We start from the raw sequence: 23,254 nt of genomic DNA, 5'->3' as shown, positions 1-23,254 counted from the left end.
CCACGAGGCGGGCAAGTCCTTAAGGCATGGGAACAGGGACGGCTTCGGGCGCCACCGGTTGCGGCCGGTACTCCGCCACCGTCTGCTCGATGGCGCCGAAGATGCTGGCGCCCAGGGCGTCTATCATCTCGATGCGCACACTGTCACCGAAGCGCAGGAAGGGCGTCTTGGGCTGGCCTTGCAGCAGGGTTTCCACCGTGCGCACCTCGGCCAGGCAGGAATAGCCCACGCCGCCCTGGGCGATGGGCAGGCCCGGCCCGCCGTCCGGCCCCCGGTTGGACACGGTGCCGGAACCGATGATGGTGCCGGCGACCAGCGGCCGGGTGCGGGCGGCATGCGCGATCAGCTGGCCGAAATCGAAGGTCATGTCGACGCCGGCGTTGGGCCGGCCGAACGGCTGGCCGTTGATGAAGGACAGGAGGTCCAGGTGCAGCTTGCCCTCGCGCCAGGCGTCACCCAGCGCGTCCGGCGTCACCGCCACGGGGGAGAAGGCGCTGGACGGCTTGGACTGGAAGAAGCCGAAGCCCTTGGCCAGTTCAGCCGGGATCAGGCCGCGCAGCGACACGTCGTTGACCAGCATGACCAGGCGGATCAGGCCGCGCGCCTCATCCGCCGACACACCCATGGGCACGTCGCCGGTGACCACCGCCACCTCCGCCTCCAGGTCGATGCCCCAAGCCTCCTTGGCCATCAGGATGGGATCGCGGGGGCCGAGGAAACTGTCGGAACCGCCCTGGTACATCAGCGGGTCGGTCCAGAAGCTGGGCGGCATGTCGGCGCCGCGCGCCTTGCGCACCAGTTCCACATGGTTGACGTAGGCCGAGCCGTCCGCCCACTGGAAGGCGCGGGGCAGCGGCGCCATGCAGGCGGCCTGGTCGAACGCCGCGAACGGGGCGATCCCTTCGTCCAGTTCCACCGCCACCTCGGCCAGGCGGGGCGCCACCTGGGCCCAGTCGTCCAGCGCTTGTTGCAGCGTGGCGGCAATGCCCGGCACGGCGCGGCAGCGCGCCAGGTCGGACGACACGACGACCAGGATGCCGTCGCGCCCCACCTTGGCCTGCAAGGCGCCATCCAGCGTCTGGTCCAGCGATTTCAGGGTTGCCAGCTTCATGAGGAGCCCTTTCCTTCTGTCCCGCCCCGCCGCACGCCCGGAAAGCGTCGGCGGGTGGGCAGGGTTGGCAGGAAAAGCGGCACCCTCAAGGCGGCCAGCCCGTCCGGAAAAGACGGGGGCGCCTTGAGGTCACACGAATGAACGGGGCGTTTCCTCCCAACCCGTCTTCCACCCCCCGGGGCGGTTCCCGTTACGGAGACCCCAATGACAGGATGGACAGCGGTCGGTTTTATCGTTTCAAATGAAACGTTATAAGTACAGTAGGCTGTGAGGGTTCCGCTGTCAAGCCGCCCGCCACCGGTCTCGTCGCCCGCCACCGTCTTGTTACAGGTTCTCGCCAGCCATGCCCCCCGATTTGCAGCTGAACCGCTTCCTGCCCTATCGGCTGAACATCCTGTCGAAGAAGGTCAGCCTGGCCCTGGCCGCGCGGTACCAGGAGCGATTCGGCCTCAGCATTCCGGAGTGGCGGGTGTTCGCCACCCTGGGCCAGGAACAGCCGCTGTCGTCCAACGACATCGTGGACCGCACCGCCATGGACAAGGCCAAGGTCAGCCGGGCGGTGAACCGGCTGGTGGACGCGGGTCTGCTGGACCGCAAGCCCCACCCCAAGGACCAGCGCCTGTTGCGCCTGTCCTTCAGCGCCAAGGGCCGCGACCTCTACGCCCAGGTGGCGCCGGAGGCCTTGGCCTGGGAGGCGCGGCTGCTGTCCGTCCTGACGGAGGCCGAGCGCGCCCAGCTGTGGTCGCTGATGGAAAAGCTGGAGCAGCGCGTGGCGGAGGAGATCCCCGCCAGCACGCCGTTGTCGGATGGTTTGGATTAGTTTTTACTGGCGGCCGGAAGTGAAAGAAGCAATGCAACCCCATTCAGATGAAATCAAGGAAGCGGCGAAACATCCAGGCGGATGGGTTTATCGAATTGCCGGTACCTTTGGGCCTGATGAGCGCGTGCCTCCCGAAGCTATCGTCGGAGCATGGAAGGTGGCGCTTAACGGCAAGATCGAAGGAAGCTTCACCTTCAATCCCAGATATGACCCAGCCCTTTACCCAAGCTAAATGCGGTTGCGGCGGCGTGGGATTTCTCCCACGCCGCCGGACCATTCACACGCTGACCGTCCCGGTGAAGGGCAGGTCGCGGATGCGCTTGCCGGTCAGGGCCGCGATGGCGTTGGCCACGGCCGGCCCCAGGGGGGGCACGCCCGGTTCGCCCACGCCGGTGGGCGGGTTGGCGCTGGGAACGATGTGGACCTCCACCTTGGGCATCTCATCGATGCGCAGGCAGCGATAGGTGTCGAAGTTGGATTGGTCGACCACGCCGCCGGTCATGGTGATGGCGCCGAACATGACCGCACCCAGGCCATAGCCGATGCCGCCTTCCATCTGCGCCTTGACCACGTCGGGCGTGACGGCGATGCCGCAGTCGACGGCGCAGACCACCCGCTCCACCTTGATGCGGCCCTTCTCGTCCTGCGACACCTCGGCCACATGGGCGACGACGGAACGGAAGCTTTCCGCCACCGCCACGCCGCGCGCCCAGCCCTTGGGCAGCGGCTTGCCCCAGTCCGCCTTTTCCACCGCCAGGTTCAGCACCGCCAGATGGCGCGGATGCTTTTCCATCAGCTTGCGGCGGAAGGCCACCGGATCCTGCTTGGTTTCCGCCGCCAGCTCATCGATGAAGCTTTCCACGGCGAAGGAGGTGTGGGTGGACCCCACGGAGCGCCACCACAGCACCGGCACGGGCGAGGTGGTGGTGTGCAGGTCGACCAGGCGGTTGGGGATGTCGTACGGGATCTCCGCCGCCCCTTCCACCGAGGTGTTGTCCGGCTTGCCCTTCTGCTCGAACATGCTGCCCGCCATGATGCTCTGGCCGACGATGCGATGCTTCCAGGCCAGCAGGGAGCCATCGGCGCCCAGCTTGGCCTCCATGCCGTGGACGTAGATGGGGCGGTAGCGGCCGCCACGGATGTCATCCTCCCGCGACCAGATCAGCTTCACCGGCCGCCCGGCCAGCTTGCCGCCCTGCACCTTGGCATCCGACAGCGCCTTGGCGATGGCGACCCCCTCGACGATGTAATCCGATTCCAGGTTGGCGCGGCGGCCAAAGCTGCCACCGGCGTAGACGGTGTTGATGGTCACCTGTTCCGGCTTCAGGCCGGCGGCCTGGGCGGCGTTGGCCTGGTCCACCGTCTGGAACTGGTCCCCGGCCCAGATCTCGCATCCGTCCTTGCCCAGCTTGACCACGCAGGTCAGCGGCTCCATCGGCGCGTGGGCCAGGAAGGGGAAGCTGAATTCCGCCTTCACCACCTTGGCCGCCTTCACCGCGTCCACGTCGCCTTCCTTGGTCACCAGCTCACCCGGCTTGGGCAGCAGGGCCTTGTAGTCGGCGATGATGGCGTCGGTGCCGCGCTTCTCCGCCTGGCTTTCGTCCCAGGTGACCTTCAGCGCCTCGCGTCCCTGGTGGGCTGCCCAGTATGAGGTGGCCACCACGGCCACACCGCGCGGAATCTCCACCACCTCGACCACGCCCTTCACCGCCTTGGCGGCCTTGGCGTCCACGGCCTGGGCCTTGGCGCCAAACTTGGACGGGCGCCGCACCACCGCCACCAGCATGTCGGGCTGGACGACGTCGATGGCGAACACGGCCTTGCCCGTGCTCTTCTCCACGCTGTCCTTGCGCGGCAGCCGGGTGCCGATCAGCGTGAAATTCTTCGGATCCTTCAGCGGCACGTCGGCCGGCACGGGCAGGGCCGCCGCCTTGGCCGCCAGCTCACCGAACTTGGCGCTGTGCGTGCCGGACGAGATCACGCCCTTGGACACGGTGATGTCCGATGCCGACACGCCCCAGGTCTGGGCGGCCGCGGCCACCAGCATGGCGCGGGCGGTGGCGCCGGCCTGGCGCAGCTGGGTCCAGGAATTGTAGGTGGAGGTGGATCCGCCGGTGCCCTGGATGGGGCCGAAGGCGCTGTTGTTGTACAGCTTGGCGTTGGCGGCGGCGTGCTCCGCCCGCATCTGCGCCCAGTCGGCGTCCATTTCCTCCGCCACGATGGCGGTCAGGCCGGTGAAGACGCCTTGCCCCATCTCCAGGTGCTTGACCAGCACGGTGACCGTGCTGTCGGGCGCCACCTTGACGAAGGCGTTGGGCTCTAAGCCCTTGGCGGCCGGGGCGGCCAGCGCGCGCCGGCCGGTGGCGGTCCAGGTGAAGCCCACCATCAGGCCCACCCCGGCGCCGCCGGTGACCTGCAGGAAACGGCGGCGCGACGTGCTGTCAAGATTCTCGGGCATGTGTCCATCGGGCATGGTCAGATCTCCAGCGCCTTGGCCGCCTCGTGGATGGCGGCGCGAATGCGGACATAGGTGGAACAGCGGCACAGGTTGCCGTTCATGGCGCTGTCGATGTCCTGGTCGGTGGGCTTGGGCGTGTCGGTCAGCAGCGCCACCGCGGACATGATCTGGCCGGACTGGCAGTAGCCGCACTGGACCACGTCCAACTTGATCCAGGCGTCCTGCACCGCCTTGGCCACCTTTGCCTGCGGGCCTTCCGCTATGCCCTCGATCGTGGTCACCTTGGACCCGGCGATGGACCCGATGGGGGTGGAGCAGGAGCGCACGGGCTGGCCGTCGACATGCATGGTGCAGGCACCGCACTGGGCGGCGCCGCAGCCGAACTTGGACCCCGTCTTGCCCGCGATTTCCCGCACCGCCCAGAGCAGGGGCATGTCGGGATCGGCGTCGACCGACCAGGGCTTTCCATTGAGGGTGAGTTTGATGGGCGGCATGGGTTGGATTCCAATCCTGGGGGCAGGTCGTGTTGGACATCCCCCTTCCCGCCGCCAACGCCACCCCTGCGGGGGCCGCGCGGGCGAACGCCTTCGTGGTTCCAGTACCGATGCGGGCGGACGGGAGAGGAAGGCGGCAGGGAATACGGGATGCGGACGGCGGGCAGCCCCACGCCCGTCGTAAGAACTGCATTTACCACATCGGTGTAGAAATGGCCAATTCGGCCAATTGGAGGACTTGCGGATTGGTCTAATTCTTCCCATATGGGGACCAATCGCGGCATCGTTCCACGCCTTTACTTGGCGATGCCCGTTATTTCCATTCAAATATAGCGTTTGTTTCGCGTCTTCCCAACAGCGGGGTCCATTGTTCGTTCGCGGCTTTCCTGCCGGCGCCAGCCATTGCACCCTAGGCGCGCGCGCGGGCCTTTTGTATCTTCCCCAGTGACGGCGGTGAAGCCTTGGGCGCCAAATGGTTAGGCGTCTGGCCGGGCATGGGGGATATGATGCGGCAGCGGTGGGCGCGTCCGGTGGGGATGCTGATCCTGGGCCTGGCCCTGGCGACCGGTTCGCCGGCCTCGCGCGCGGCATCGGCCGCCGCCCCAACCACCACCGGCACAACTACCGGCACGCTGGAGCAGGTGCGCCAGCGCGGCACCCTGCGCTGCGGCGTCAACACCGGGCTGCCGGGCTTTGGCGCGCCGGACAGCCAGGGGGAGTGGACGGGCCTGGACGTGGACATCTGCCGCGCCGTGGCCGCCGCCGTGCTGGGCGACGCCCGCAAGGTGCAGTTCATCCCGCTCAGCGGCCGGCAGCGCTTCAGCAGCCTGCTGTCGGGGGAGATCGACCTGCTGTCGCGCAACACCACCTGGACGCTGAGCCGCGACACCGAGGGCATGGAGTTCGCCCCGCCGGTCTATTACGACGGCCAGGCCTTCATGATCCGCCGCTCGCTCGGGGCCCGCGGCGTGCGTGAGTTGAACGGCGCCACCATCTGCGTGCAGCAGGGCACCACCACAGAGCTGAACCTGGCCGATTACTTCCAGTCCACCGGCATGAGCTACAAGCCGCTGGCCATCGAGGACCTGCGCGAACTGGTGGACGCCTTCTTCCAGGGCCGCTGCGACGCCTACACCACCGACGCCTCGGCCCTGGCCGCCACCCGGGCGGCGCAGACGGTCAGCGCCGACGACTATCTGATCCTGCCCGAGCTGATCTCCAAGGAGCCGCTGGCGCCGGCCGTGCGCAAGGGCGACGGGCAGTGGTTCGACATCGTCAAATGGACGGTGTTCGCCCTGATCGAGGCGGAGGAACGGGGCGTCACCAAGGCCAACGTGCGCGACAACCTGGCCTCAAGCGCGCCGGGCGTGCAGCGCCTGCTGGGCGTGGGCGCCGGCGTTGGCCTGGGCAAGGCCCTGGGCCTGGATGACCAGTGGGCCGTGCGCATCATCACCCAGGTGGGCAACTATGGCGAGGTGTTCGAGCGCAACGTGGGCCGGAACTCCGTCCTGCGGCTGGAGCGGGGGCTGAACGCCCTCTGGAACCGGGGCGGCCTGATGTATGCCATGCCCATCCGGTAGGGACCGGGAAAAGCTGGCGATTTCGACAGGGATGGGGCATGGGCCGCAGGCGGCGATTGTGTCGGAAGCGGTTTCAGGGCAAGTAGACAGCAACAGAAAATTTGACCGGCCTTAACAGCGCCCGCGGGTTCGCCCCCGGGGGCGGGCCGGCCACCGGGGGATAGGTTTCAATGCAGCAAAAGCGCTTCACCCTGTTCGTCCTGGGCGCGATGGTCGCTGGCATCGCGGTCGGGGCGGTGGGCCACAGCCTGCCCGCGGCCGACGGCGATGCCCTGGCCAGCACCCTGTCCATCGTCACCGACGTCTTCCTGCGCCTGATCAAGATGATCATCGCGCCCCTGGTGTTCTCCACCCTGGTGGTGGGCATCGCGCATATGGAGGATGTGGCCGCCATCGGCCGGGTGGGTGTGAAGACGCTGGGCTGGTTCCTGTTGGCCGGTATCGTTTCGCTGGCCCTGGGCCTGGTCATGGTGCAGATCCTGCAACCTGGCGTGGGCATGGCCCTGCCCGACCCCACCGCCGGGGGCAAGGCGCCGGATGCCGCCGTCTTCACCCTAAAGAATTTCATCGAGCACACGGTTCCCCGCTCGGTGATCGAGGCCATGGCCAACAACGAGATCCTGCAGATCGTCGTCTTCTCCATCTTCGCCGGCATCGCCATCGCCTCGGTGAAGGAGAAGGTGCCGGCGGTGGTCCACCTGGTGGAACAGATCGCCACCGTCATGCTGAAGATCACCAGCTACGTCATGATGTTCGCGCCCTTCGCCATCTTCGCGGCACTGGCGGTCACGGTGACGAAGCAGGGCCTGCAGGTGCTGGGCACCTACGTCCAGTTCGTGGGCGGCTTCTACATCGCCATGGCGATGCTGTGGGCCCTGCTGCTGCTGGCGGCGGTACCCTTCATCGGCGGCCGGGTGCGCGAACTGGTGGGCGCCATCCGCCAGCCGGTGCTGCTGGCCTTCTCCACCGCCAGTTCCGAGGCGGCGTACCCCCGCACGCTGGAACGGCTGCAGGCCTTTGGCGCCGCCCGCAAGGTTGTCAGCTTCGTCCTGCCGCTGGGGTATTCGTTCAACCTCGACGGCTCGATGATCTACTGCACCTTCGCCACCATGTTCATCGCCCAGGCCTATGGCATCCACATCAGCATCGGTCAGCAGGTGGAGATGCTGGGCCTGCTGCTGCTGACCAGCAAGGGCATCGCCGGCGTGCCGCGCGCCTCGCTGGTGGTCATCGCCGCCGCCCTGCCCTACTTCCACATCCCACAGGAGGGCATGCTGCTGGTCCTGGCCGTCGACCATCTGCTGGACATGGGCCGCAGCGCCACCAACGTGGTCGGCGTCTCCGTCGCCGCCGCCGTCATCGCCAAGTGGGAGGGCCTGCTGGGCAAGGGGCACCTGGCCGACGGGGAAGAAGACATCTAACCAGGCGCTCGAAAGTCCCCGGGGCGGCGGAATGGCGCGCGCCCACCAACGGCGAGCCTCCGGGCTCGCCGTTTTTGCTTGGGGCACCTTCGCCCAAGCCCTTGCTTTGCCGGGCCTTGCCCCGGCCGCCTGCGGCCAGGTGCCCTACCCCGTTCGATGGGCGATGGTTTGGGGCGGGTGCCGCCGTGGAACCGCATGTACAGTAAGGGTATGCCGCATGGCCGCTGACATCAGCGGCCATAAACCCGACATCCCCCTGTCATAGCCGTCTGCCATGCTCATATATGCCCCATGGCGACGGCTGGCCCATTCCGCGTGCTTTTAAAGACGGAGTGGGCCTGGAACCCGGAAGCCTGGAACAGGCTTGGACCAAGCCCAAGAAGGGAGGGTGAGACATGATGATGGCGCACCACGAACCCCGCCTGACCGACCTGCTGGAGGACCCCGTTGTCCGTCTGGTGATGGAGCGCGATGGCGTTTACCGCGACGATGTCCTGAAGCTGATGCGCAGCATGGCCCAGAAGACCGCCAAGCCCGCCGTCAAGGCGGCACCGGTGAAGCCCCCCGTGCCGGAACCGGCGCTGGGGCATGCCTGAATCAAGGACCGTTGATTAACCCCGGGATGAGCTGCCAGTGGGCAGGCTGGCAGCATCCCGCCGATGAAGCGCCGGCCTGATGTCGCGCACATCGCCAAATGAAAAGGGCGGCCCCAAGGCCGCCCGGTAAACGCCTGCTTGTTGCGCAAGTTCAGCGTTCAGCCGGGGCATCCGATAGTTGGGCGGGTACTTTGGACTGCGCGGCGTTGCTTTCACCAGACGACGACCATGCGGCGAAAAGGATCATGCCCACGGCGGTCAGCAGCAGCAGCAGCCAGCGGCCGGCGCTTTTGTCCGTTCTGGGTCCCATCTGCACCAGTGGCAGATCCGCCACCGTCTCGCTCGCGTCGCCGTTCATCTTGCCCCCGGATGTCCGCTTCCTGGGTTGATCCTGTGCGTGAACAATAAAGTTACGCGGCGGGGTCATCAAACCCCCCTTTAGGTATAGTTAGTCTATATTTTCATTAAAGAGATTCTCTGTGTCATAGATCACACACCTTCGGCCCCAAGAGAAATTTAAGTCAAATGACCTGTTAATGGATTAAATGGCACAGACACCGTTGTCTGCTGCACAGCAGCGCGGCGGCATCCTGGCGTCCATCCCCAGGCATGGGGCCCCGTCCACCACCGTTTCGGGATGGGGTTGAAGGACAGACACCCGCCCTGATAGCAAAAGGGCGGGACCTTGCGGCCCCGCCCTTATCTATGCCTTCCGCAGGGGATGGCTTACAGGATGAACTTGCTGAGGTCGGCGTTCTTGGCCAGGTCCGACACCTTCCCCCGCACATAGGCCGCATCGATGGCGACGGTGCTGCCGCCCTGGTCGGCGGCGGTGAAGCTGATCTCCTCCAGCAGGCGTTCCAGCACGGTGTGCAGGCGCCGCGCGCCGATGTTCTCCACCGTGCTGTTGATTTGCACCGCCAGGCGCGCCAGCTCGTCGATGGCGTCGTCGGTGAAGCTGAGGGTCACGTCCTCGGTCTTCAGCAGGGCCACGTACTGCTTGATCAGGCTGGCCTCAGGCTCGGTCAGGATGCGGCGGAAATCCTCCTCGGTCAGGGGCTTCAGTTCCACACGGATGGGCAGGCGGCCCTGCAGTTCCGGCAGCAGGTCGGACGGCTTGGCGACGTGGAAGGCGCCGGAGGCGATGAACAGGATGTGGTCGGTCTTCACCGCACCGTGCTTGGTGTTGACCGTCGTGCCTTCGATCAGCGGCAGCAGGTCGCGCTGCACGCCTTCACGGCTGACGTCCCCGCCGCCCCGGTTCTCGGAGCGGGCGGTGATCTTGTCGATCTCATCCAGGAAGACGATGCCGTTCTGCTCCACGGCGTGGATGGCCTCGGCCACCACCGTCTCATTGTCCAACAGCTTGTCGGATTCCTCGGCCATCAGCACGGTGTGGCTTTCGGCCACCGTCATGCGGCGGGGCTTGGTGCGGCCGGCGAAGGCCTTGCCGAAGATGTCGCCCAGGTTGATCATGCTCATGCTGCCGCCGGGCATGCCGGGGATGTCGAAGGCCGGGGCGGACGCGGCGTTGTCCTGCACCTGGATTTCGATCTCCTTGTCGTTCAGCTGGCCTTCGCGCAACATCTTGCGGAACTTCTGCCGGGTCTCGGCCGAGGCGCCCTCTCCCACCAGGGCGTCCAGCACCCGTTCCTCGGCGCGCAGTTCGGCCTTGGCCGCCACTTCCTTGCGCAGGCGCTGGCGCGTCAGGGTGATGGCGATCTCCACCAGGTCGCGGACGATCTGCTCCACGTCGCGGCCGACATAGCCCACCTCCGTGAACTTGGTCGCCTCCACCTTCAGGAAGGGGGCCTGGGCCAGCTTGGCCAGGCGGCGGGCGATCTCCGTCTTGCCCACGCCGGTGGGGCCGATCATGAGGATGTTCTTGGGCAAAACCTCCTCCTTCAACCCTTCGGGCAGCTGCTGGCGGCGCCAGCGGTTGCGCAGCGCGATGGCGACGGCGCGCTTGGCGTCCTTCTGGCCGACGATGTAGCGGTCCAGTTCCGAGACGATTTCGCGGGGGGAGAACGAGGTCATCGCCGGGCTCACAGCTTTTCCAGGGTGATGTTGCGGTTGGTGTAGACGCAGATGTCGGCGGCGATGCCCAGCGCCTTGCGGGCGATGGCCTCCGCGTCCAGGTCGGGCAGGTCGATCAGGGCGCGGGCGGCGGCCAGGGCATAGGCGCCGCCGGAGCCGATGCCGATGATGCCGTCCTCCGGCTCCAGCACGTCGCCGTTGCCGGTCAGGATCAGGCTGGCGTTTTTATCGGCCACGGCCATCATCGCCTCCAGCCGGCGCAGGTAACGGTCCGTGCGCCAGTCCTTGGCCAGCTCCACGGCGGCGCGGGTCAGCTGGCCCGGATACTGTTCCAGCTTGGCTTCCAGGCGTTCGAACAGGGTCATGGCGTCCGCCGTGGCGCCGGCGAAGCCGGCCATGACGGACCCGCCGGCCAGGGGACGGACCTTGCGGGCGTTGGACTTCATCACCGTGTTGCCCACCGACACCTGGCCGTCACCGGCCACCACCACCTGCCCGTTCTTGCGGATGGAAAGGATGGTGGTGCCGTGCCACTGGATGGGGTCGTGGGTCTTGCCGTAGTCGGACATGGGAAGCGGTTCCGGTTGGAAAACGGGAAATCGGATAAGGGCCCACGGTATGTGGGATGGCGATGATGCGGGTCAAGCCAGGGCGGCGGTCGCCGCCCTGGCTCCCGCCCAAAACCGAAAGGCCGGACCCCTGGGATGGGGCCCGGCCTTGATGGCGTCAGAAAGGTCGTGAGCGCTTAAAGCGCGATGGCCGGATAGGCGTCGTTGGTGCCCCTCAGATCCAACTGGGTGAACCCGGCCGCCCCGAGGCGGTCGGCTGCGGCCTTATCGTCGGGATTGTAAAGGACGGCACCGTCGGGGTGGCCGGAAGCCGCCTTCGCGGCGGCAACGACTTTGAAATGATCCTGGAAGATCGTAGCGTTAGCGGATCGGGCGTTCGCGGCTTGATCCTGGGCGGCGGCGGCCGTCACCCCCAGCGCCGACGCCTGGGTCACAGAGGCCTGATATTGTGCCATCAAGTCGTCGGGTATGGCCTTTCCCGAGTCGGTCAGATTCTGGATTTGCTGCTGAATGGCACCGGTATCCTCGACGGCTGAAAACACCGCCCCATACGCGGCTTGCGCCGCCGCCTGCTGGTCATCCCGCCGCGTCGCCAGAACCTTCTCATCACTGGACAGCGGCACCTGTTCCATCGCCTTGTAGAAGCTGGTGCTGTCCGCCCAATATTGCAGGCCCTTCACGGCGTCTTCAGCGCTGACCTGGCCGCTGTTCACCAAGCCCTCCAGCTTCGCTTTGGCCTTGTCGTCCATCACGTTGAAGAAATCCGCGGCCCGCCCGGTCAAGGCCACCCCCAACTTGCTAACCGTCACCGCATCGCCGCTTGCCGCGGAGACACCGCTCTTGCCCTGGGTCGACACGGTACCAAACGTCTTCGCGACGGCGGACGCCTTGCCGGGCTGGAACAAGGCGCTTGCCGTATCGGACATCGTGGCTTGGCCTTTTTTACCCAGCGCGAATTTGAGAACCGACTGACCAGCGCCGGCATTCATCACGCTGAATAAATCGGAACTGGTCATGTCAACATCCCTCTGCCCTGACATTCAGATCGAGATCAATCGGGTTGACGATACACAAGCTTTTACGATCAAAGGCTACACCATCCGGCCCAAGACATTCCATCAAAGAGAGAAAAAATAAAATGGACTATCGTTTGTGAACGGGTCGGCAACGCCGTCGTTCGGGGCCGCCCCAAACCCCTCGACGGGCACATGCGCCCCCTGCACGAAAATGGTGCCGTAAATCACCGCCCGCAACGACCACCCATGCGCCAAACAGGGCCTTGCGGCCCTTTCACGGTAACAGCCTTGCTGCTAAGTAGTGTTTATGGACAGGAACGAACCAGCAGGCGCCCGCAGCAGCACTGTGGAGCGCAAGACCAAGGAAACGCAGATCAGCGTGACCGTGGATCTCGACGGTACCGGCCGCTACGACGTGTCGACCGGCATCGGCTTTCTTGACCATATGCTGGAGCAGCTGTCGCGCCATTCGCTCATCGACCTGACGGTGCGCGCGGTGGGCGACCTGCACATCGATTTCCACCATACGACCGAGGACACCGGCATCGCCATCGGCGAGGCCGTGGCCAGGGCGCTGGGCGACCGGCGCGGCATCAACCGCTATGGCCACGCCTACATCCCCATGGATGAGACGCTGACCCGCGCGGCCATCGACCTGTCCAACCGGCCCTACCTGATCTGGAAGGTCGGGTTCACCCGCGACAAGCTGGGCGAGATGGACACGGAACTGTTCAAGGAATGGTTCCAGGCCTTCGCGTTCGCCGCCGGTGCCACCCTGCACATGGAAAACCTGTACGGGGAGAACAACCACCACATCGTGGAGAGTTGTTACAAGGCCCTGGCCCGGGCCCTGCGCGCCGCCATCGAGATCGACCCGCGCAAGGCCGACGCCGTGCCCTCCACCAAGGGTGTGCTGGGCGGTTCGCTCTAATCCTTCCTTCTTGCCAGCCAGGGTTCGCCCCCATGACCGCGACCTCCCCCGCTTCCGTGGCGCTGATCGACTACGGCTCCGGCAACCTGCGTTCCGCCGCCAAGGCGGTGGAGCGCGCGGCGCATGAGGCGGGGCACCATGGCCTGACGGTCGCCGTCACCGCCGACCCCGACGCCATCGCCAAGGCCGACCGCGTCATCCTGCCGGGCGTGGGCGCCTTCGCCGACTGCATGGGCGGACTGCTGGCCGTGGACGGCCTGCGCGACGCGCTGGAGGAGGCGGTGATCCGCCGCGGCCAGCCCTTCCTGGGCATCTGCGTCGGCATGCAGCTGATGGCGCGCGAGGGCCGGGAGCATGGCGTTCACCCAGGCCTGGGCTGGATCGATGCGGTGGTGGAACGATTGGCGCCGGCCGATCCCGCGTTGAAAATTCCGCACATGGGCTGGAACGAGCTGGTGCTGGACCAGCCGGACCACCCCCTGCTGGCCGGCATCGCGGCCGGGTCCCATGTCTATTTCGTCCATTCCTATGGCCTGAAGGTGGGCGACCCCGCCCTGCTGAAGGCCCATGCCGACTACGCCGGGTCCATTCCCGCCCTGGTCGGCCGCGACAACCTGGCGGGTACCCAGTTCCATCCGGAGAAAAGCCAGGCCACCGGCCTGAAGCTGATCGCCAATTTCCTGGCCTGGACGCCCTGACCCGCCCCCGTCACCCAACCCGAGGTAGCCCATGACCGGTTCCCACCAGCCGGCCTCCCCCAGCGCCCAGGTCACCGTGGAGGTGGTGGAGCGTATTCGGGCCGGCGACATGGACGACCTGTGCGACGCCGCCGACCTGGCCATCCGCGACGGCGGCGGCTTCGGCTGGGTGACGCCGCCGGCGCGCGAGGCCATGGAGCGCTACTGGAAGGGCGTGATGGTGGTGCCGGAGCGCACGCTGGTGGTGGGCCGCCTGGACGGTGTCATCGCCGGGTCGGCCCAGCTGGTGCGCCCAACCCGCAACAATGAGGCGCAGAGCTTCGCCTGCACCCTGACCACCAGCTTCGTCGCCCCCTGGGCACGCGGCCACGGCCTGGCCCGGGCCCTGACCCTGGCGGTCGAAGAAGAGGGCCGCAAGGCCGGCTTCCGCATCCTGAACCTGGACGTGCGGGCGACGCAGCACGCCGCCATCGCGCTGTACCGCGCGCTGGGGTACATCGAATGGGGCAGCCATCCCCACTATGCGCGGGTGGACGGCCGGGATGTCCCCGGCCTGTTCTTCTATAAAGACCTGACGGAAACCGAGACCAGCCGGCACGAAGACCGGCCCCAATAGCAGGACCAGGGCGACCCCATGATCATCTATCCGGCCATCGACCTCAAGGACGGCAACTGCGTGCGCCTGGTGCGCGGCGACATGGACCAGGCGACGGTGTTCAACACCGACCCGGCCGACCAGGCGGCGCGGTTCGCCGCCCAGGGCTTCGAATGGCTGCATCTGGTGGACCTGAACGGCGCCTTCGCCGGCCGGCCGGTCAACGGCGACGCCGTGGCCGCCATCCTGAACCGGGTGAAGCTGCCGGTGCAGCTGGGCGGCGGCATCCGCGACCTCGCCACCATCGAGGACTGGCTGAAGCGCGGGGTGGAGCGGGTGATCCTGGGCACCATCGCCGTGCGCGACCCGGACCTGGTGAAGCAGGCCTGCCGCCTGTTCCCCGGCCGCGTGGCCGTGGGCATCGACGCCCGCGAGGGCCGGGTGGCGGTGGAGGGCTGGGCCGAGGCCTCCGACCTCACGGCCCTGGATCTGGCGCTGAAGTTCGAGGATGCCGGCGTGGCCGCCATCATCTACACCGACATCGACCGCGACGGCGCCCTGGGCGGGGTGAACGTGGAAGCGACGGCCGACCTGGCCTCCCACCTCACCACCCCGGTCATCGCCTCGGGCGGGGTGTCCAGCATCGCCGACCTGGCGGCGCTTAAGCGGCAGGAGGCCACCGGCATCACCGGCGTCATCTGCGGCCGCGCCCTCTATGACGGCCGCATCGACCCCGTGGCGGCGCTGGGCCTGCTGAACCGCCCCTTGGGAGACGCGTGATGCTGAAGCGCCGCATCATCCCCTGCCTGGACGTGAAGGACGGGCGCGTCGTCAAGGGCGTGAACTTCGTCGACCTGGTGGACGCGGGCGATCCCGTGGAACAGGCGCGGCTGTATGACGCCGCCGGGGCGGACGAGCTGACCTTCCTGGACATCACCGCCAGCCACGAGGGCCGGGACACAATCTTCGACGTGGTGCGCCGCACGGCGGAACAGGTGTTCATGCCCCTGACCGTGGGCGGCGGCGTGCGCACGGTGGAGGACATCCGCAAGCTGCTGCTGGCCGGCGCCGACAAGGTCTCGATCAACAGCGCCGCCGTCAGCCGGCCGGAATTCGTGCGCGAGGCGGCGCAGAAGTTCGGCGCCCAGTGCGTGGTGGTCGGCATCGACGCCAAGCGTGGCCCGGATGGGCACTGGGGCGTCTACACCCACGGCGGCCGCAAGGAAACGGGGCTGGACGCGGTGGAGTGGGCCCAACGCATGGCGGAATACGGCGCCGGCGAAATCCTGCTGACCTCCATGGACCGCGACGGCACCAAGAGCGGCTTTGATCTGGAACTTACCCGCGCCGTGGCCGACGCCGTGCCGGTGCCGGTGATCGCCTCGGGCGGTGTCGGCACCCTGGACCATCTGGTAGACGGCGTGACCCAGGGCCATGCCTCGGCCGTGCTGGCCGCCAGCATCTTCCATTTCGGCACTTATTCCATCGCCGAGGCCAAGGCCCACATGGCCGCCGCCGGCATTCCCATGCGGGGGGCGTGATCGTGGCCGATCCCCTGAAGGACCTCTACGCCACCATCCTGGCCCGCAAGGGCGGGGATCCGGAGAAATCGCACACCGCCCGCCTGTTCAGCCGGGGCACCGCCAAGATCGCCCAGAAGGTGGGTGAGGAGGCGGTGGAGGCGGTGATCGAGGCCATGCGCGGCGACCGCGACAAGCTGGCATCGGAATCGGCCGACCTGCTCTATCATCTGCTGGTGCTGTGGGCCGACGCAGGCTTGACGCCCGACGACGTCTACACCGTGCTGGCCGCCCGCCAGGGCGTCAGCGGCATCGATGAGAAGAAGAACCGCAAGGGCTGATCCCTACTCAACCATCCGCTGACGAGGAAGTGCCATGGCGTATGATTCCAACAACATCTTCGCCCGCATCCTGAGGGGCGAGATCCCGTGCAGGAAGGCCTATGAGGACGACCACGTCCTGGCCTTCCACGACATCCACCCGCAGGCGCCCACGCACATCCTGGTGATCCCCAAGGGCGCCTATGTCAGCGCCGCCGACTTCGGCGCCACGGCCAGCGACGCGGAAATCGCCGCCTTCACCCGTGCCGTCAGCCGCATCGCGGCGGAGGCGGGCGTGGAAGGCTCGGGCTACCGCCTGATCTCCAACCACGGCCCCGACAGCCACCAGGAAGTGCCGCACTATCATGTCCACATCCTGGGCGGGCGACAGTTGGGCCGGCTGGTGACGCCGCTGTAAAGGGCAGATTATTCCGAATGAAAAAAAGGCCGCCGGGGTTGCCCTGGCGGCCTTTTTCATTTGGGCATCCATGTGCCGGTCAGCGCTCGTCCGCCTTGATCCATTTGGTGACGGCCGGCGGCTCATAGGCGCGCAGCTTGTCCAGCAGGCTTTCGGCGGTATCGGCGGTCACCAGCATGTCGCGGTGGTTCTGCTTCATGAAGCCGGCCGTGACTACGCCGTCCAGGAAGGCGGTCAGGCCATCATAGAAACCGGCGACGTTGTAGATGGCGCAGGGCTTCTGGTGGTGGCCCAGCTGGGCCCAGGTCCAGACCTCGAACAGTTCCTCGAAGGTGCCGATGCCGCCGGGCAGGGCGATGAAGCCGTCCGACAGCTCCGCCATCAGGGCCTTGCGCTCATGCATGGAGGCGACGACGCGCAGGTCGGTCAGGCCGGCGTGCGCGATTTCCTTCTTCTTCAGGGATTCCGGGATGACGCCGATGACGTCGCCGCCGGCCGCCAGCACGGCGTCGGCCACGGCGCCCATCAGGCCGACGGAGGCACCGCCGTAGACCAGGCCGATGCCGGCCTCGGCCAGGGCCCGGCCCAGGCCGCGCGCGGCCTCAAGGAAGTGCGGCTCGAAGCCGGGGCTGGAACCGCAGAAAACGCACAGACGCCGCATGTGGTGCCCCCCACAAATGAAAACGCCGGCGCGTCCCCCTCAACGGAGGGGCGGCGCGCCGGCGCGATGCCAAAACCTTATTCCTTCAGGTCGGCCCACAGCTCCTTCACCTTGGCGAAGAAGCCTTCCGACTCGGGATGGGTGCCGCCCTTCTCCTCGCCAGCCTTCTCGAACTCGCGCAGCAGTTCCTGCTGGCGCTTGTTCAGGTTGACCGGGGTTTCCACCAGGGCGGTCACATACATGTCGCCGCGCTGGCTGCTGCGCAGCACGCTCATGCCCTTGCTCTTCAGGCGGAACTGGTGGCCGCTCTGGGTGCCCGGCGGGATGGAGACGCGGGCGCGGCTGCCGTCGATGGTCGGCACCTCGACCGTGCCGCCCAGGGCCGCCGTGGTCATGGGGATGGGCACCCGGCACTGGATGTTGGCGCCGTCGCGGATGAACAGCGCGTGCGGGGCGATGGCGAGGAAGATGTAGAGGTCGCCGGGCGGCGCCCCCCTGGCCCCGGCCTCGCCCTCGCCTGACAGGCGGATGCGGGTGCCGTCCTCGACACCGGCCGGGATGTTGACCTGCAGCGTCTTTTCCTTGCGCACGCGGCCTTGGCCGCCGCAGTTGCGGCAGGGGTCCTTGATCACCCGGCCGGCGCCGGAACAGGCGGGGCAGGTGCGTTCGATGGTGAAGAAGCCCTGCTGCGCCCGCACCTTGCCGGCACCATTGCAGGTGGGGCAGGTGACGGGCTGCGTCCCTGACTCCGCGCCTGTGCCGTTGCAGACCTCGCAGCCGACGGAGGTCGGCACGCGCACGGCGGTAGAGGTGCCCTTGAAGGCGTCCTCCAGCGAGATTTCCAGGTTGTAGCGCAGGTCGCTGCCACGGCCGGGGCCTTGGCCGCCACCCCGGCGCCCGCCCATGAAGTCGCCGAACATCTCTTCGAAGATGTCGGCGAAGCCACTGCCGAAGTCGAAGCCGCCGGCACCGGCGCCGGGGCGCCCGCCGCCGTTCTCGAAGGCGGCGTGGCCGAAGCGGTCATAGGCCGCCCGCTTCTGCTCGTCCTTCAGGACCTCGTAGGCCTCGCTGACTTCCTTGAATTTCTGCTCGGCCGCCTTGTCGCCCTGATTGCGATCAGGGTGATACTGCATGGCCAGCTTGCGATACGCTTTTTTGAGATCGTCGGCCGTGGCGGTCTTGGCCACGCCCAGAAGTTCGTAATAATCCTGTTTCGCCATGTCGGCCCTAAGCCCCTTCAGGGAATTGCCGGAACCGGGATCTTGTCGACGGGTCCGACCGGGCCGCCTGGGGCCCTGATCGGGTTCAGGCCCGCCCCCCGGTTTCGCCGGAGAACGGGCCCGATTCCCTAGTCAGTCATTGCCCGGATCGTCTTAACAAAGACTTAGGCGGACTTCTTTTTGTCGTCGTCGACTTCCTCGAAGTCTGCGTCGACGACCTTCTCCGACCCTTCGCCGTGGGCCGCACCGTGGTCTTCACCACCAGCGGCCGAGGCGTCCTGGCCGGACTTGTACAGCTCCTCGCCCAGCTTCATGGAGACCTGGGCCAGGGCTTCGGTCTTGGCCTTGATGTCGGCCACGTCCTCGCCCTCCAGCGCCGTTTTCAGCTCGGCGACGGCCTTCTCGGCCGCGGCCTTCTCGGCGGCCGGCAGCTTGTCGGCGTTCTCCTTCAGCGTGCGCTCGGTGGAGTGCATCAGGCCATCGGCCTGGTTGCGGGCCTCCACCAGCTCGCGGCGCTTCTTGTCGTCGGCGGCGTGGCTTTCGGCTTCCTTGACCATGCGCTGGATGTCGGCATCCGACAGGCCGCCCGAGGCCTGGATGCGGATCACCTGCTCCTTGCCGGTGGCCTTGTCCTTGGCCTGGACGTTGACGATGCCGTTGGCGTCGATGTCGAAGGTGACCTCGATCTGCGGCACGCCGCGCGGGGCCGATGGGATGCCGACCAGATCGAACTGGCCCAGCATCTTGTTGTCCGCCGCCATCTCGCGCTCACCCTGGAAGACGCGGATGGTGACGGCCGTCTGGTTGTCCTCGGCGGTGGAGAAGGTCTGGCTCTTCTTGGTCGGGATGGTGGTGTTGCGGTCGATCAGGCGGGTGAACACGCCGCCCAGGGTCTCGATGCCCAGGGACAGCGGGGTCACGTCCAGCAGCAGGACGTCCTTCACCTCGCCCTTCAGCACCGCGCCCTGGATGGCGGCGCCGACGGCCACCACCTCGTCCGGGTTCACGCCGCGGTGCGGCTCCCGGCCGAAGAACTGCTTCACCGTCTCGATGATCTTGGGCATGCGGGTCATGCCGCCGACCAGGATCACCTCGTCGATCTCGCTGGCCTTCAGGCCGGCGTCCTTCAGGGCGGCCTTGCAGGGCTCGACCGTGCGGGCCACCAAATCCTCGACCAGGGCTTCCAGCTTGGCGCGGGTCAGCTTGACGTTCAGGTGCTTCGGACCGGTCTGGTCGGCGGTGATGAACGGCAGGTTGACTTCCGTCTGCATGGCGGAAGACAGCTCGATCTTGGCCTTCTCGGCGGCTTCCTTCAGGCGCTGCAGGGCCAGCCGGTCCTTGCGGAGATCGATGCCGTTCTCCTTCTTGAACTCGTCGGCCAGATAGTCGATGACGCGGGCGTCGAAGTCCTCGCCGCCCAGGAAGGTGTCGCCGTTGGTGGACTTCACCTCGAACACGCCGTCGCCGATTTCCAGCACGGACACGTCGAAGGTGCCGCCGCCCAGGTCGTAGACCGCGACGATGCCGGACCCCTTCTTCTCCATGCCGTAGGCCAGCGCCGCGGCCGTGGGTTCGTTGATGATGCGCAGCACTTCAAGACCGGCGATGCGGCCGGCGTCCTTGGTCGCCTGGCGCTGGCTGTCGTTGAAGTAGGCGGGGACGGTGATGACGGCCTGGGTCACTTTTTCACCGAGGTAGTTCTCGGCCGTTTCCTTCATCTTCTGCAGGATGAAGGCGGACACCTGGCTGGGGCTGTACTTGTCGCCGTGGGCTTCCACCCAGGCGTCGCCGTTGTCGCCCGAAACGATCTTGTAGGGCACCAGGCCCTTGTCCTTCTGGGTCAGCGGGTCGTCGTAACGGCGGCCGATCAGGCGCTTGATCGCGAACAGGGTGTTCTCGGGGTTGGTCACCGCCTGGCGCTTCGCCGGCTGGCCGACCAGACGCTCGCCGCTCTGGGTGAAGGCCGTCATGGACGGCGTGGTGCGGGCACCCTCGACGTTCTCGATCACCTTCGCCGACGTGCCTTCCATCACGGCCACGCAGGAATTGGTGGTTCCCAGATCGATACCGATGACTTTGCTCATAGCTCAAACCCTTCCAATGTGGCTGACGCGCGACGGCCCTTCCGGCACCGGGGCGGTCCCCCTGTTAAAACGAGACACGTTCAACACGATCATGGCCCAGCGCCCCTTCCGGACACCTGCCACGGAACGGCCCTCCCAAACCAGGAAGCGGGAGCGACCGCATCGCAACGCAGATATAGGCAGGGCCGGCGCCGGCTGCAACCGGCTTTGAGGCATCCCGCCGCTGGAATCCGCGCCGTTCCACCCCTGGCATACGTCCCGCTATTCCTTACCGCGTATGGGAAGGAGCCTGCCACCAGGCCAGCGATAGGGGGCGGCGGGCAATGCCACCACCATTGCTGGGGCCGCCGCCAGGCGGCCACTTTCATTCGCCAAGTTACAATTTGTCAGAACTGATCGGTACCAAGTGAATGTCGTATGAATACCAGGGTGTTCACCTCCAGTTAGAATTAACGGCGATTTAACAAGCCAATTCACAGACCGTTATTGCTGCAAAAATTTAACTTAATCCCTGTTACAACCAGATCGGCCCCGCCAACGGCAACTTTGCGTACCGGTGGTTGAGGTTTTATTCTTCCTGTTGACTTGCATCCCCAGATCTGTGCTGTAATTACTTCAGAGGTCACGCGACCTCCGGGCGAGGGGTCGCCCGAACACCTGGGGCACAAAGTCATGACCGACACGCGCCGCTCTACCGCCATCGCCATCAAGCATTGCCTGGACAACCTGGCGCTGGACGCCCGCCGCAATAACATGGGGGAACTGGTCCACCTGCTGGGCCTGGCCTCCCTGGCCGCGGAGGACGCCGCCAAGGGCGCCGACACCCGTGGCGCCGGCCTGCAGTCCCTGCTGGACGGCACCCCCCAAGGGCGTTGCTGATCAGCGCTGCTGACCCGCGCCACCGGCCGGCAGGCCGTTCCCCGGGGGGATCGGGGACGGGCCTTTAAGCCGTGCATGCGTCAATACCAATAGCCGAGGCGGTTGAACTGACCGCCCCGGCCATTGGTATTCATCTGTTTTTTAAAGCCGGATCAGTTCTTGGCGGGGTCGTCGCCCTTGCGGCGGCGGTACCCAGCGTCTTCTTCATCCGAGTCGGGAAGGCCATCGCCCTCCCCATCCTCGTCATCGCCGTCCAGGACGTCGCCGGCATCATCCCAGGCGCTCGCCCCCCAGCCGCCGGCTGGCCAGTCGGCGGACAGGACCGGCGGCACCCCATCGTCACCATTGCCTGAGGCCTCGCCAGCGGGCAGGGATTCATAGCCGCCAATCTGGGCGCGGCGGATTTCACGTTCCAGCATGGCCACGGCGTCCACCGCCATGGGGGAACCGTGCAGCCCTTCCGGCAGGCCGTAGGAAAACACCGCCAGCGTGGCCCGGCCGCCGACGACGGCGCCACGCAGCCACGAATGGCAGCGCCGGCGGCGCCCATCCTCCACCGCCGTGTGGGTGAAGCGGGCCAGCACCTCGTCATCCGACAGGGTGTCCACGCTGCCCAGTCCCACCTGGCCGTCCGGCCCGTCGGCGAACTGGGCGGCGATGCGGCGCAGCAGCACGGCCGGGGGCACGCCGTCGCCTTCCTCGGCGGTGACGGCTTCCCAATCCAACCCGGCGGCCAGCGCCGCTTCCAAGGCCGACTCGGGCTCCATGTCCTCGGGCGGGGGATAGTCGTGCACCACCACCCGCAGCAATTCATCCGACTCGCCCGCGTCGGGGCGGCGGAAATGGCTGGTCTCCGGTCCGCCGGCCAGGTCGTCCGCCTCCTCGTCGCTGGTCCGCCAATCCCAGGGCAGGCGGAAGCGCAGGATATCGGCATGCACGATGTTGCGCATGGTGACGGTGCTGACCGGCCCCTGTTCGGCGTTACCGAACTCCATGCGCCCGATCTCGTCGCCCAGGCGATCGAGCAGCGCGCCCAGGCCAGGCACCCAGAACTCCTCACCCGGGACGTACAGCTGCAGGGTGGCCACGCACACCCGGTCCGGCGGACGGAACTCCGCCATCTTCCACACGAAGATCTGGGCCTCGGGGATGCGGGCGCCGGCGCCCAGGGCCTCGGCGGTGGCCTGTTCGGCCTGCGGGGCGGCGGGCAGGGAGGCGCAATAGGCGATCCAGCGCCGGTCGCCCGAGGCCATGGCGGTCACGCCGGGCGGCAGCAAGTGATCACGGTCCAGGTACTGCAGCGCGTCCTCGGGCTCCACGCCGTAATCGTTGGCGTAGGTGGTCACCGAGACCAGCAGATCCAGCGGATGGCCGCCAACGGCGCGCCCATCGGTGGAAGCCCACAGGATGGGGGATTGCAGGGCCAGGCCGCCATCATCGCGATAAACCCGGGTCCATGTCGCGGGCAGGCAAATGCGCACGGCCCCGCCATGCACGGCCGTCCACTGCCAGTCACCGCCGGCGAGGTCAATATCCAAAGTCCGCTGTCCCATGGCGCGGCACTCTAGGCAAGCCGGCCCCCGGTTGCAAACCCTCCGCCAGCAGGCCAGCCAGTACAGCCGCGCCCCCAGCACATGGCTGGGGGCGGCGATTCCGCGAAAATGCCCGCCCAACCAACGGCATTAGGCGAAGACTTGGCGCAAAACGAGGATCGCCAAGGCCCGGCCCCCCCGAGGGAACAGGCATCAGTTCCGCAGGCGATAGCCCCGGTGGAGCAGCGTGCCGGCGATGGCCAGCAGCACGACGTTCACCGCCACCAGCACCAG

General features: G+C 66.9%; 24 protein-coding genes. 13 read left to right on the top strand and 11 right to left on the bottom strand.

Translation table 11 applies throughout. The features are described 5' to 3' along the window. Positions 1-19 precede the first annotated feature (19 nt). On the bottom strand, positions 20-1,111 hold the full coding sequence (locus tag I55_RS20990; RefSeq protein ID WP_044562541.1) for a fumarylacetoacetate hydrolase family protein: 1,092 nt from the start codon (positions 1,109-1,111) through the stop codon (positions 20-22). Positions 1,112-1,454: 343 nt separating this feature from the next. Here I55_RS20990 and I55_RS20985 point away from each other — a divergent pair, with 343 nt between their 5' ends. Both I55_RS20985 and I55_RS34955 read left to right on the top strand, forming a co-directional pair. Continuing rightward, the gene (locus tag I55_RS20985; protein ID WP_044562540.1) at positions 1,455-1,931 is read left to right on the top strand and encodes a MarR family winged helix-turn-helix transcriptional regulator; all 477 of its coding nucleotides are present in this window, start codon (positions 1,455-1,457) and stop codon (positions 1,929-1,931) included. A gap of 19 nt (positions 1,932-1,950) precedes the next feature. Continuing rightward, on the top strand, positions 1,951-2,163 hold the full coding sequence (locus I55_RS34955; protein ID WP_252181242.1) for a hypothetical protein: 213 nt from the start codon (positions 1,951-1,953) through the stop codon (positions 2,161-2,163). A 45-nt stretch (positions 2,164-2,208) separates the two neighbouring features. Here I55_RS34955 and I55_RS20980 read toward each other — a convergent pair whose 3' ends face one another. Together I55_RS20980 and I55_RS20975 are read right to left on the bottom strand one after the other, a co-directional pair. Next, the gene (locus tag I55_RS20980) at positions 2,209-4,404 is read right to left on the bottom strand and encodes a xanthine dehydrogenase family protein molybdopterin-binding subunit (RefSeq protein WP_085940069.1); all 2,196 of its coding nucleotides are present in this window, start codon (positions 4,402-4,404) and stop codon (positions 2,209-2,211) included. A 2-nt stretch (positions 4,405-4,406) separates the two neighbouring features. Continuing rightward, complete coding sequence (locus I55_RS20975) at positions 4,407-4,883, bottom strand: (2Fe-2S)-binding protein (RefSeq protein ID WP_044562539.1); 477 nt, start codon at positions 4,881-4,883, stop codon at positions 4,407-4,409. Positions 4,884-5,419: 536 nt separating this feature from the next. Between I55_RS20975 and I55_RS20970 the strand changes: the two genes are divergently transcribed. From I55_RS20970 to I55_RS20960, 3 genes are all read left to right on the top strand, one after another. Then, positions 5,420-6,463: an amino acid ABC transporter substrate-binding protein gene (locus I55_RS20970; protein ID WP_044562538.1), complete on the top strand. Its 1,044-nt coding sequence runs from the start codon at positions 5,420-5,422 to the stop codon at positions 6,461-6,463. Between the two features lie 170 nt (positions 6,464-6,633). Then, a complete protein-coding gene (locus tag I55_RS20965) occupies positions 6,634-7,884 on the top strand; it encodes a dicarboxylate/amino acid:cation symporter (protein ID WP_044562537.1) in 1,251 nt (416 codons plus the stop codon). 395 nt (positions 7,885-8,279) lie between these two features. Further along, a complete protein-coding gene (locus I55_RS20960; RefSeq protein WP_044562536.1) occupies positions 8,280-8,480 on the top strand; it encodes a hypothetical protein in 201 nt (66 codons plus the stop codon). Between the two features lie 151 nt (positions 8,481-8,631). On the opposite strand, the gene I55_RS20955 is transcribed toward I55_RS20960, so the two are convergent. The 4 genes from I55_RS20955 to I55_RS20940 form a co-directional block, all read right to left on the bottom strand. Further along, positions 8,632-8,907 (bottom strand): hypothetical protein, encoded by a 276-nt coding sequence (locus I55_RS20955; RefSeq protein WP_148293879.1) that lies wholly within the window; start codon positions 8,905-8,907, stop codon positions 8,632-8,634. A 299-nt stretch (positions 8,908-9,206) separates the two neighbouring features. Next, positions 9,207-10,517: an ATP-dependent protease ATPase subunit HslU gene (gene hslU, locus I55_RS20950; protein ID WP_044562534.1), complete on the bottom strand. Its 1,311-nt coding sequence runs from the start codon at positions 10,515-10,517 to the stop codon at positions 9,207-9,209. An 8-nt stretch (positions 10,518-10,525) separates the two neighbouring features. Further along, complete coding sequence (hslV, locus tag I55_RS20945; protein ID WP_044562533.1) at positions 10,526-11,086, bottom strand: ATP-dependent protease subunit HslV; 561 nt, start codon at positions 11,084-11,086, stop codon at positions 10,526-10,528. Positions 11,087-11,262: 176 nt separating this feature from the next. Continuing rightward, complete coding sequence (locus I55_RS20940; RefSeq protein ID WP_044562532.1) at positions 11,263-12,102, bottom strand: hypothetical protein; 840 nt, start codon at positions 12,100-12,102, stop codon at positions 11,263-11,265. A 307-nt stretch (positions 12,103-12,409) separates the two neighbouring features. On the opposite strand from I55_RS20940, the gene hisB reads away from it, so the two are divergent. The 7 genes from hisB to I55_RS20905 are packed head-to-tail and all read left to right on the top strand — an operon-like array spanning position 12,410 to position 16,584. Further along, a complete protein-coding gene (hisB, locus tag I55_RS20935; RefSeq protein WP_044562531.1) occupies positions 12,410-13,033 on the top strand; it encodes an imidazoleglycerol-phosphate dehydratase HisB in 624 nt (207 codons plus the stop codon). Between the two features lie 32 nt (positions 13,034-13,065). Next, positions 13,066-13,731 carry an imidazole glycerol phosphate synthase subunit HisH gene (hisH, locus tag I55_RS20930; protein ID WP_044562530.1) on the top strand — a complete coding sequence of 222 codons (666 nt, stop codon included), beginning with the start codon at positions 13,066-13,068 and terminating at the stop codon, positions 13,729-13,731. Positions 13,732-13,762: 31 nt separating this feature from the next. After that, positions 13,763-14,347: a GNAT family N-acetyltransferase gene (locus tag I55_RS20925; protein ID WP_044562529.1), complete on the top strand. Its 585-nt coding sequence runs from the start codon at positions 13,763-13,765 to the stop codon at positions 14,345-14,347. 18 nt (positions 14,348-14,365) lie between these two features. Beyond that, on the top strand, positions 14,366-15,106 hold the full coding sequence (gene hisA, locus I55_RS20920) for a 1-(5-phosphoribosyl)-5-[(5-phosphoribosylamino)methylideneamino]imidazole-4-carboxamide isomerase (protein ID WP_044562528.1): 741 nt from the start codon (positions 14,366-14,368) through the stop codon (positions 15,104-15,106). After that, entirely contained in the window at positions 15,106-15,867 is a 762-nt protein-coding gene (hisF, locus tag I55_RS20915) for an imidazole glycerol phosphate synthase subunit HisF (protein WP_044562527.1), read from the top strand. The genes hisA and hisF overlap by 1 nt, the downstream gene beginning before the upstream one ends. A gap of 2 nt (positions 15,868-15,869) precedes the next feature. Further along, positions 15,870-16,187: a phosphoribosyl-ATP diphosphatase gene (locus I55_RS20910; protein ID WP_252181241.1), complete on the top strand. Its 318-nt coding sequence runs from the start codon at positions 15,870-15,872 to the stop codon at positions 16,185-16,187. 34 nt (positions 16,188-16,221) lie between these two features. Next, complete coding sequence (locus I55_RS20905; protein ID WP_044562525.1) at positions 16,222-16,584, top strand: histidine triad nucleotide-binding protein; 363 nt, start codon at positions 16,222-16,224, stop codon at positions 16,582-16,584. 79 nt (positions 16,585-16,663) lie between these two features. On the opposite strand, the gene I55_RS20900 is transcribed toward I55_RS20905, so the two are convergent. From I55_RS20900 to dnaK, 3 genes are all read right to left on the bottom strand, one after another. Continuing rightward, positions 16,664-17,245, bottom strand: a complete 582-nt coding sequence (locus tag I55_RS20900) for a TIGR00730 family Rossman fold protein (RefSeq protein ID WP_044562524.1) — start codon at positions 17,243-17,245, stop codon at positions 16,664-16,666. 77 nt (positions 17,246-17,322) lie between these two features. Beyond that, a complete protein-coding gene (dnaJ, locus tag I55_RS20895) occupies positions 17,323-18,465 on the bottom strand; it encodes a molecular chaperone DnaJ (RefSeq protein WP_044562523.1) in 1,143 nt (380 codons plus the stop codon). Positions 18,466-18,629: 164 nt separating this feature from the next. Continuing rightward, on the bottom strand, positions 18,630-20,549 hold the full coding sequence (gene dnaK / locus I55_RS20890; RefSeq protein WP_044562522.1) for a molecular chaperone DnaK: 1,920 nt from the start codon (positions 20,547-20,549) through the stop codon (positions 18,630-18,632). A gap of 672 nt (positions 20,550-21,221) precedes the next feature. On the opposite strand from dnaK, the gene I55_RS20885 reads away from it, so the two are divergent. Continuing rightward, entirely contained in the window at positions 21,222-21,428 is a 207-nt protein-coding gene (locus I55_RS20885) for a hypothetical protein (protein WP_044562521.1), read from the top strand. Between the two features lie 152 nt (positions 21,429-21,580). Here the strand turns inward: I55_RS20885 and I55_RS20880 are convergent, their stop codons facing one another. Then, the gene (locus tag I55_RS20880) at positions 21,581-22,966 is read right to left on the bottom strand and encodes a hypothetical protein (RefSeq protein ID WP_044562520.1); all 1,386 of its coding nucleotides are present in this window, start codon (positions 22,964-22,966) and stop codon (positions 21,581-21,583) included. Between the last annotated feature and the right edge of the window lie 288 nt (positions 22,967-23,254).

This window comes from Azospirillum sp. B4 (assembly GCF_000333275.1).
Classification (GTDB): Bacteria; Pseudomonadota; Alphaproteobacteria; order Azospirillales; family Azospirillaceae; genus Nitrospirillum.
Note: the sequence above shows the minus strand (reverse complement) of the source record. Positions and strands in the feature narration are given on the sequence as shown.

Excerpts from the sequence above, each read along its gene's own strand:
- hslU (WP_044562534.1), bottom strand. The coding sequence starts at position 10,517 with ATGACCTCGTTCTCCCCCCGCGAAATCGTCTCGGAACTGGACCGCTAC.
- hisB (WP_044562531.1), top strand. The coding sequence starts at position 12,410 with ATGGACAGGAACGAACCAGCAGGCGCCCGCAGCAGCACTGTGGAGCGC.
- hisA (WP_044562528.1), top strand. The coding sequence starts at position 14,366 with ATGATCATCTATCCGGCCATCGACCTCAAGGACGGCAACTGCGTGCGC.
- I55_RS20905 (WP_044562525.1), top strand. The coding sequence starts at position 16,222 with ATGGCGTATGATTCCAACAACATCTTCGCCCGCATCCTGAGGGGCGAG.
- hisF (WP_044562527.1), top strand. The coding sequence starts at position 15,106 with ATGCTGAAGCGCCGCATCATCCCCTGCCTGGACGTGAAGGACGGGCGC.
- I55_RS20955 (WP_148293879.1), bottom strand. The coding sequence starts at position 8,907 with ATGACCCCGCCGCGTAACTTTATTGTTCACGCACAGGATCAACCCAGG.
- I55_RS20960 (WP_044562536.1), top strand. The coding sequence starts at position 8,280 with ATGATGATGGCGCACCACGAACCCCGCCTGACCGACCTGCTGGAGGAC.
- I55_RS20985 (WP_044562540.1), top strand. The coding sequence starts at position 1,455 with ATGCCCCCCGATTTGCAGCTGAACCGCTTCCTGCCCTATCGGCTGAAC.
- I55_RS20965 (WP_044562537.1), top strand. The coding sequence starts at position 6,634 with ATGCAGCAAAAGCGCTTCACCCTGTTCGTCCTGGGCGCGATGGTCGCT.
- dnaJ (WP_044562523.1), bottom strand. The coding sequence starts at position 18,465 with ATGGCGAAACAGGATTATTACGAACTTCTGGGCGTGGCCAAGACCGCC.
- I55_RS20900 (WP_044562524.1), bottom strand. The coding sequence starts at position 17,245 with ATGCGGCGTCTGTGCGTTTTCTGCGGTTCCAGCCCCGGCTTCGAGCCG.
- hisH (WP_044562530.1), top strand. The coding sequence starts at position 13,066 with ATGACCGCGACCTCCCCCGCTTCCGTGGCGCTGATCGACTACGGCTCC.
- hslV (WP_044562533.1), bottom strand. The coding sequence starts at position 11,086 with ATGTCCGACTACGGCAAGACCCACGACCCCATCCAGTGGCACGGCACC.
- I55_RS20940 (WP_044562532.1), bottom strand. The coding sequence starts at position 12,102 with ATGACCAGTTCCGATTTATTCAGCGTGATGAATGCCGGCGCTGGTCAG.
- I55_RS20980 (WP_085940069.1), bottom strand. The coding sequence starts at position 4,404 with ATGCCCGATGGACACATGCCCGAGAATCTTGACAGCACGTCGCGCCGC.
- I55_RS20885 (WP_044562521.1), top strand. The coding sequence starts at position 21,222 with ATGACCGACACGCGCCGCTCTACCGCCATCGCCATCAAGCATTGCCTG.
- I55_RS20975 (WP_044562539.1), bottom strand. The coding sequence starts at position 4,883 with ATGCCGCCCATCAAACTCACCCTCAATGGAAAGCCCTGGTCGGTCGAC.
- I55_RS20990 (WP_044562541.1), bottom strand. The coding sequence starts at position 1,111 with ATGAAGCTGGCAACCCTGAAATCGCTGGACCAGACGCTGGATGGCGCC.
- I55_RS20970 (WP_044562538.1), top strand. The coding sequence starts at position 5,420 with ATGCTGATCCTGGGCCTGGCCCTGGCGACCGGTTCGCCGGCCTCGCGC.
- dnaK (WP_044562522.1), bottom strand. The coding sequence starts at position 20,549 with ATGAGCAAAGTCATCGGTATCGATCTGGGAACCACCAATTCCTGCGTG.
- I55_RS20925 (WP_044562529.1), top strand. The coding sequence starts at position 13,763 with ATGACCGGTTCCCACCAGCCGGCCTCCCCCAGCGCCCAGGTCACCGTG.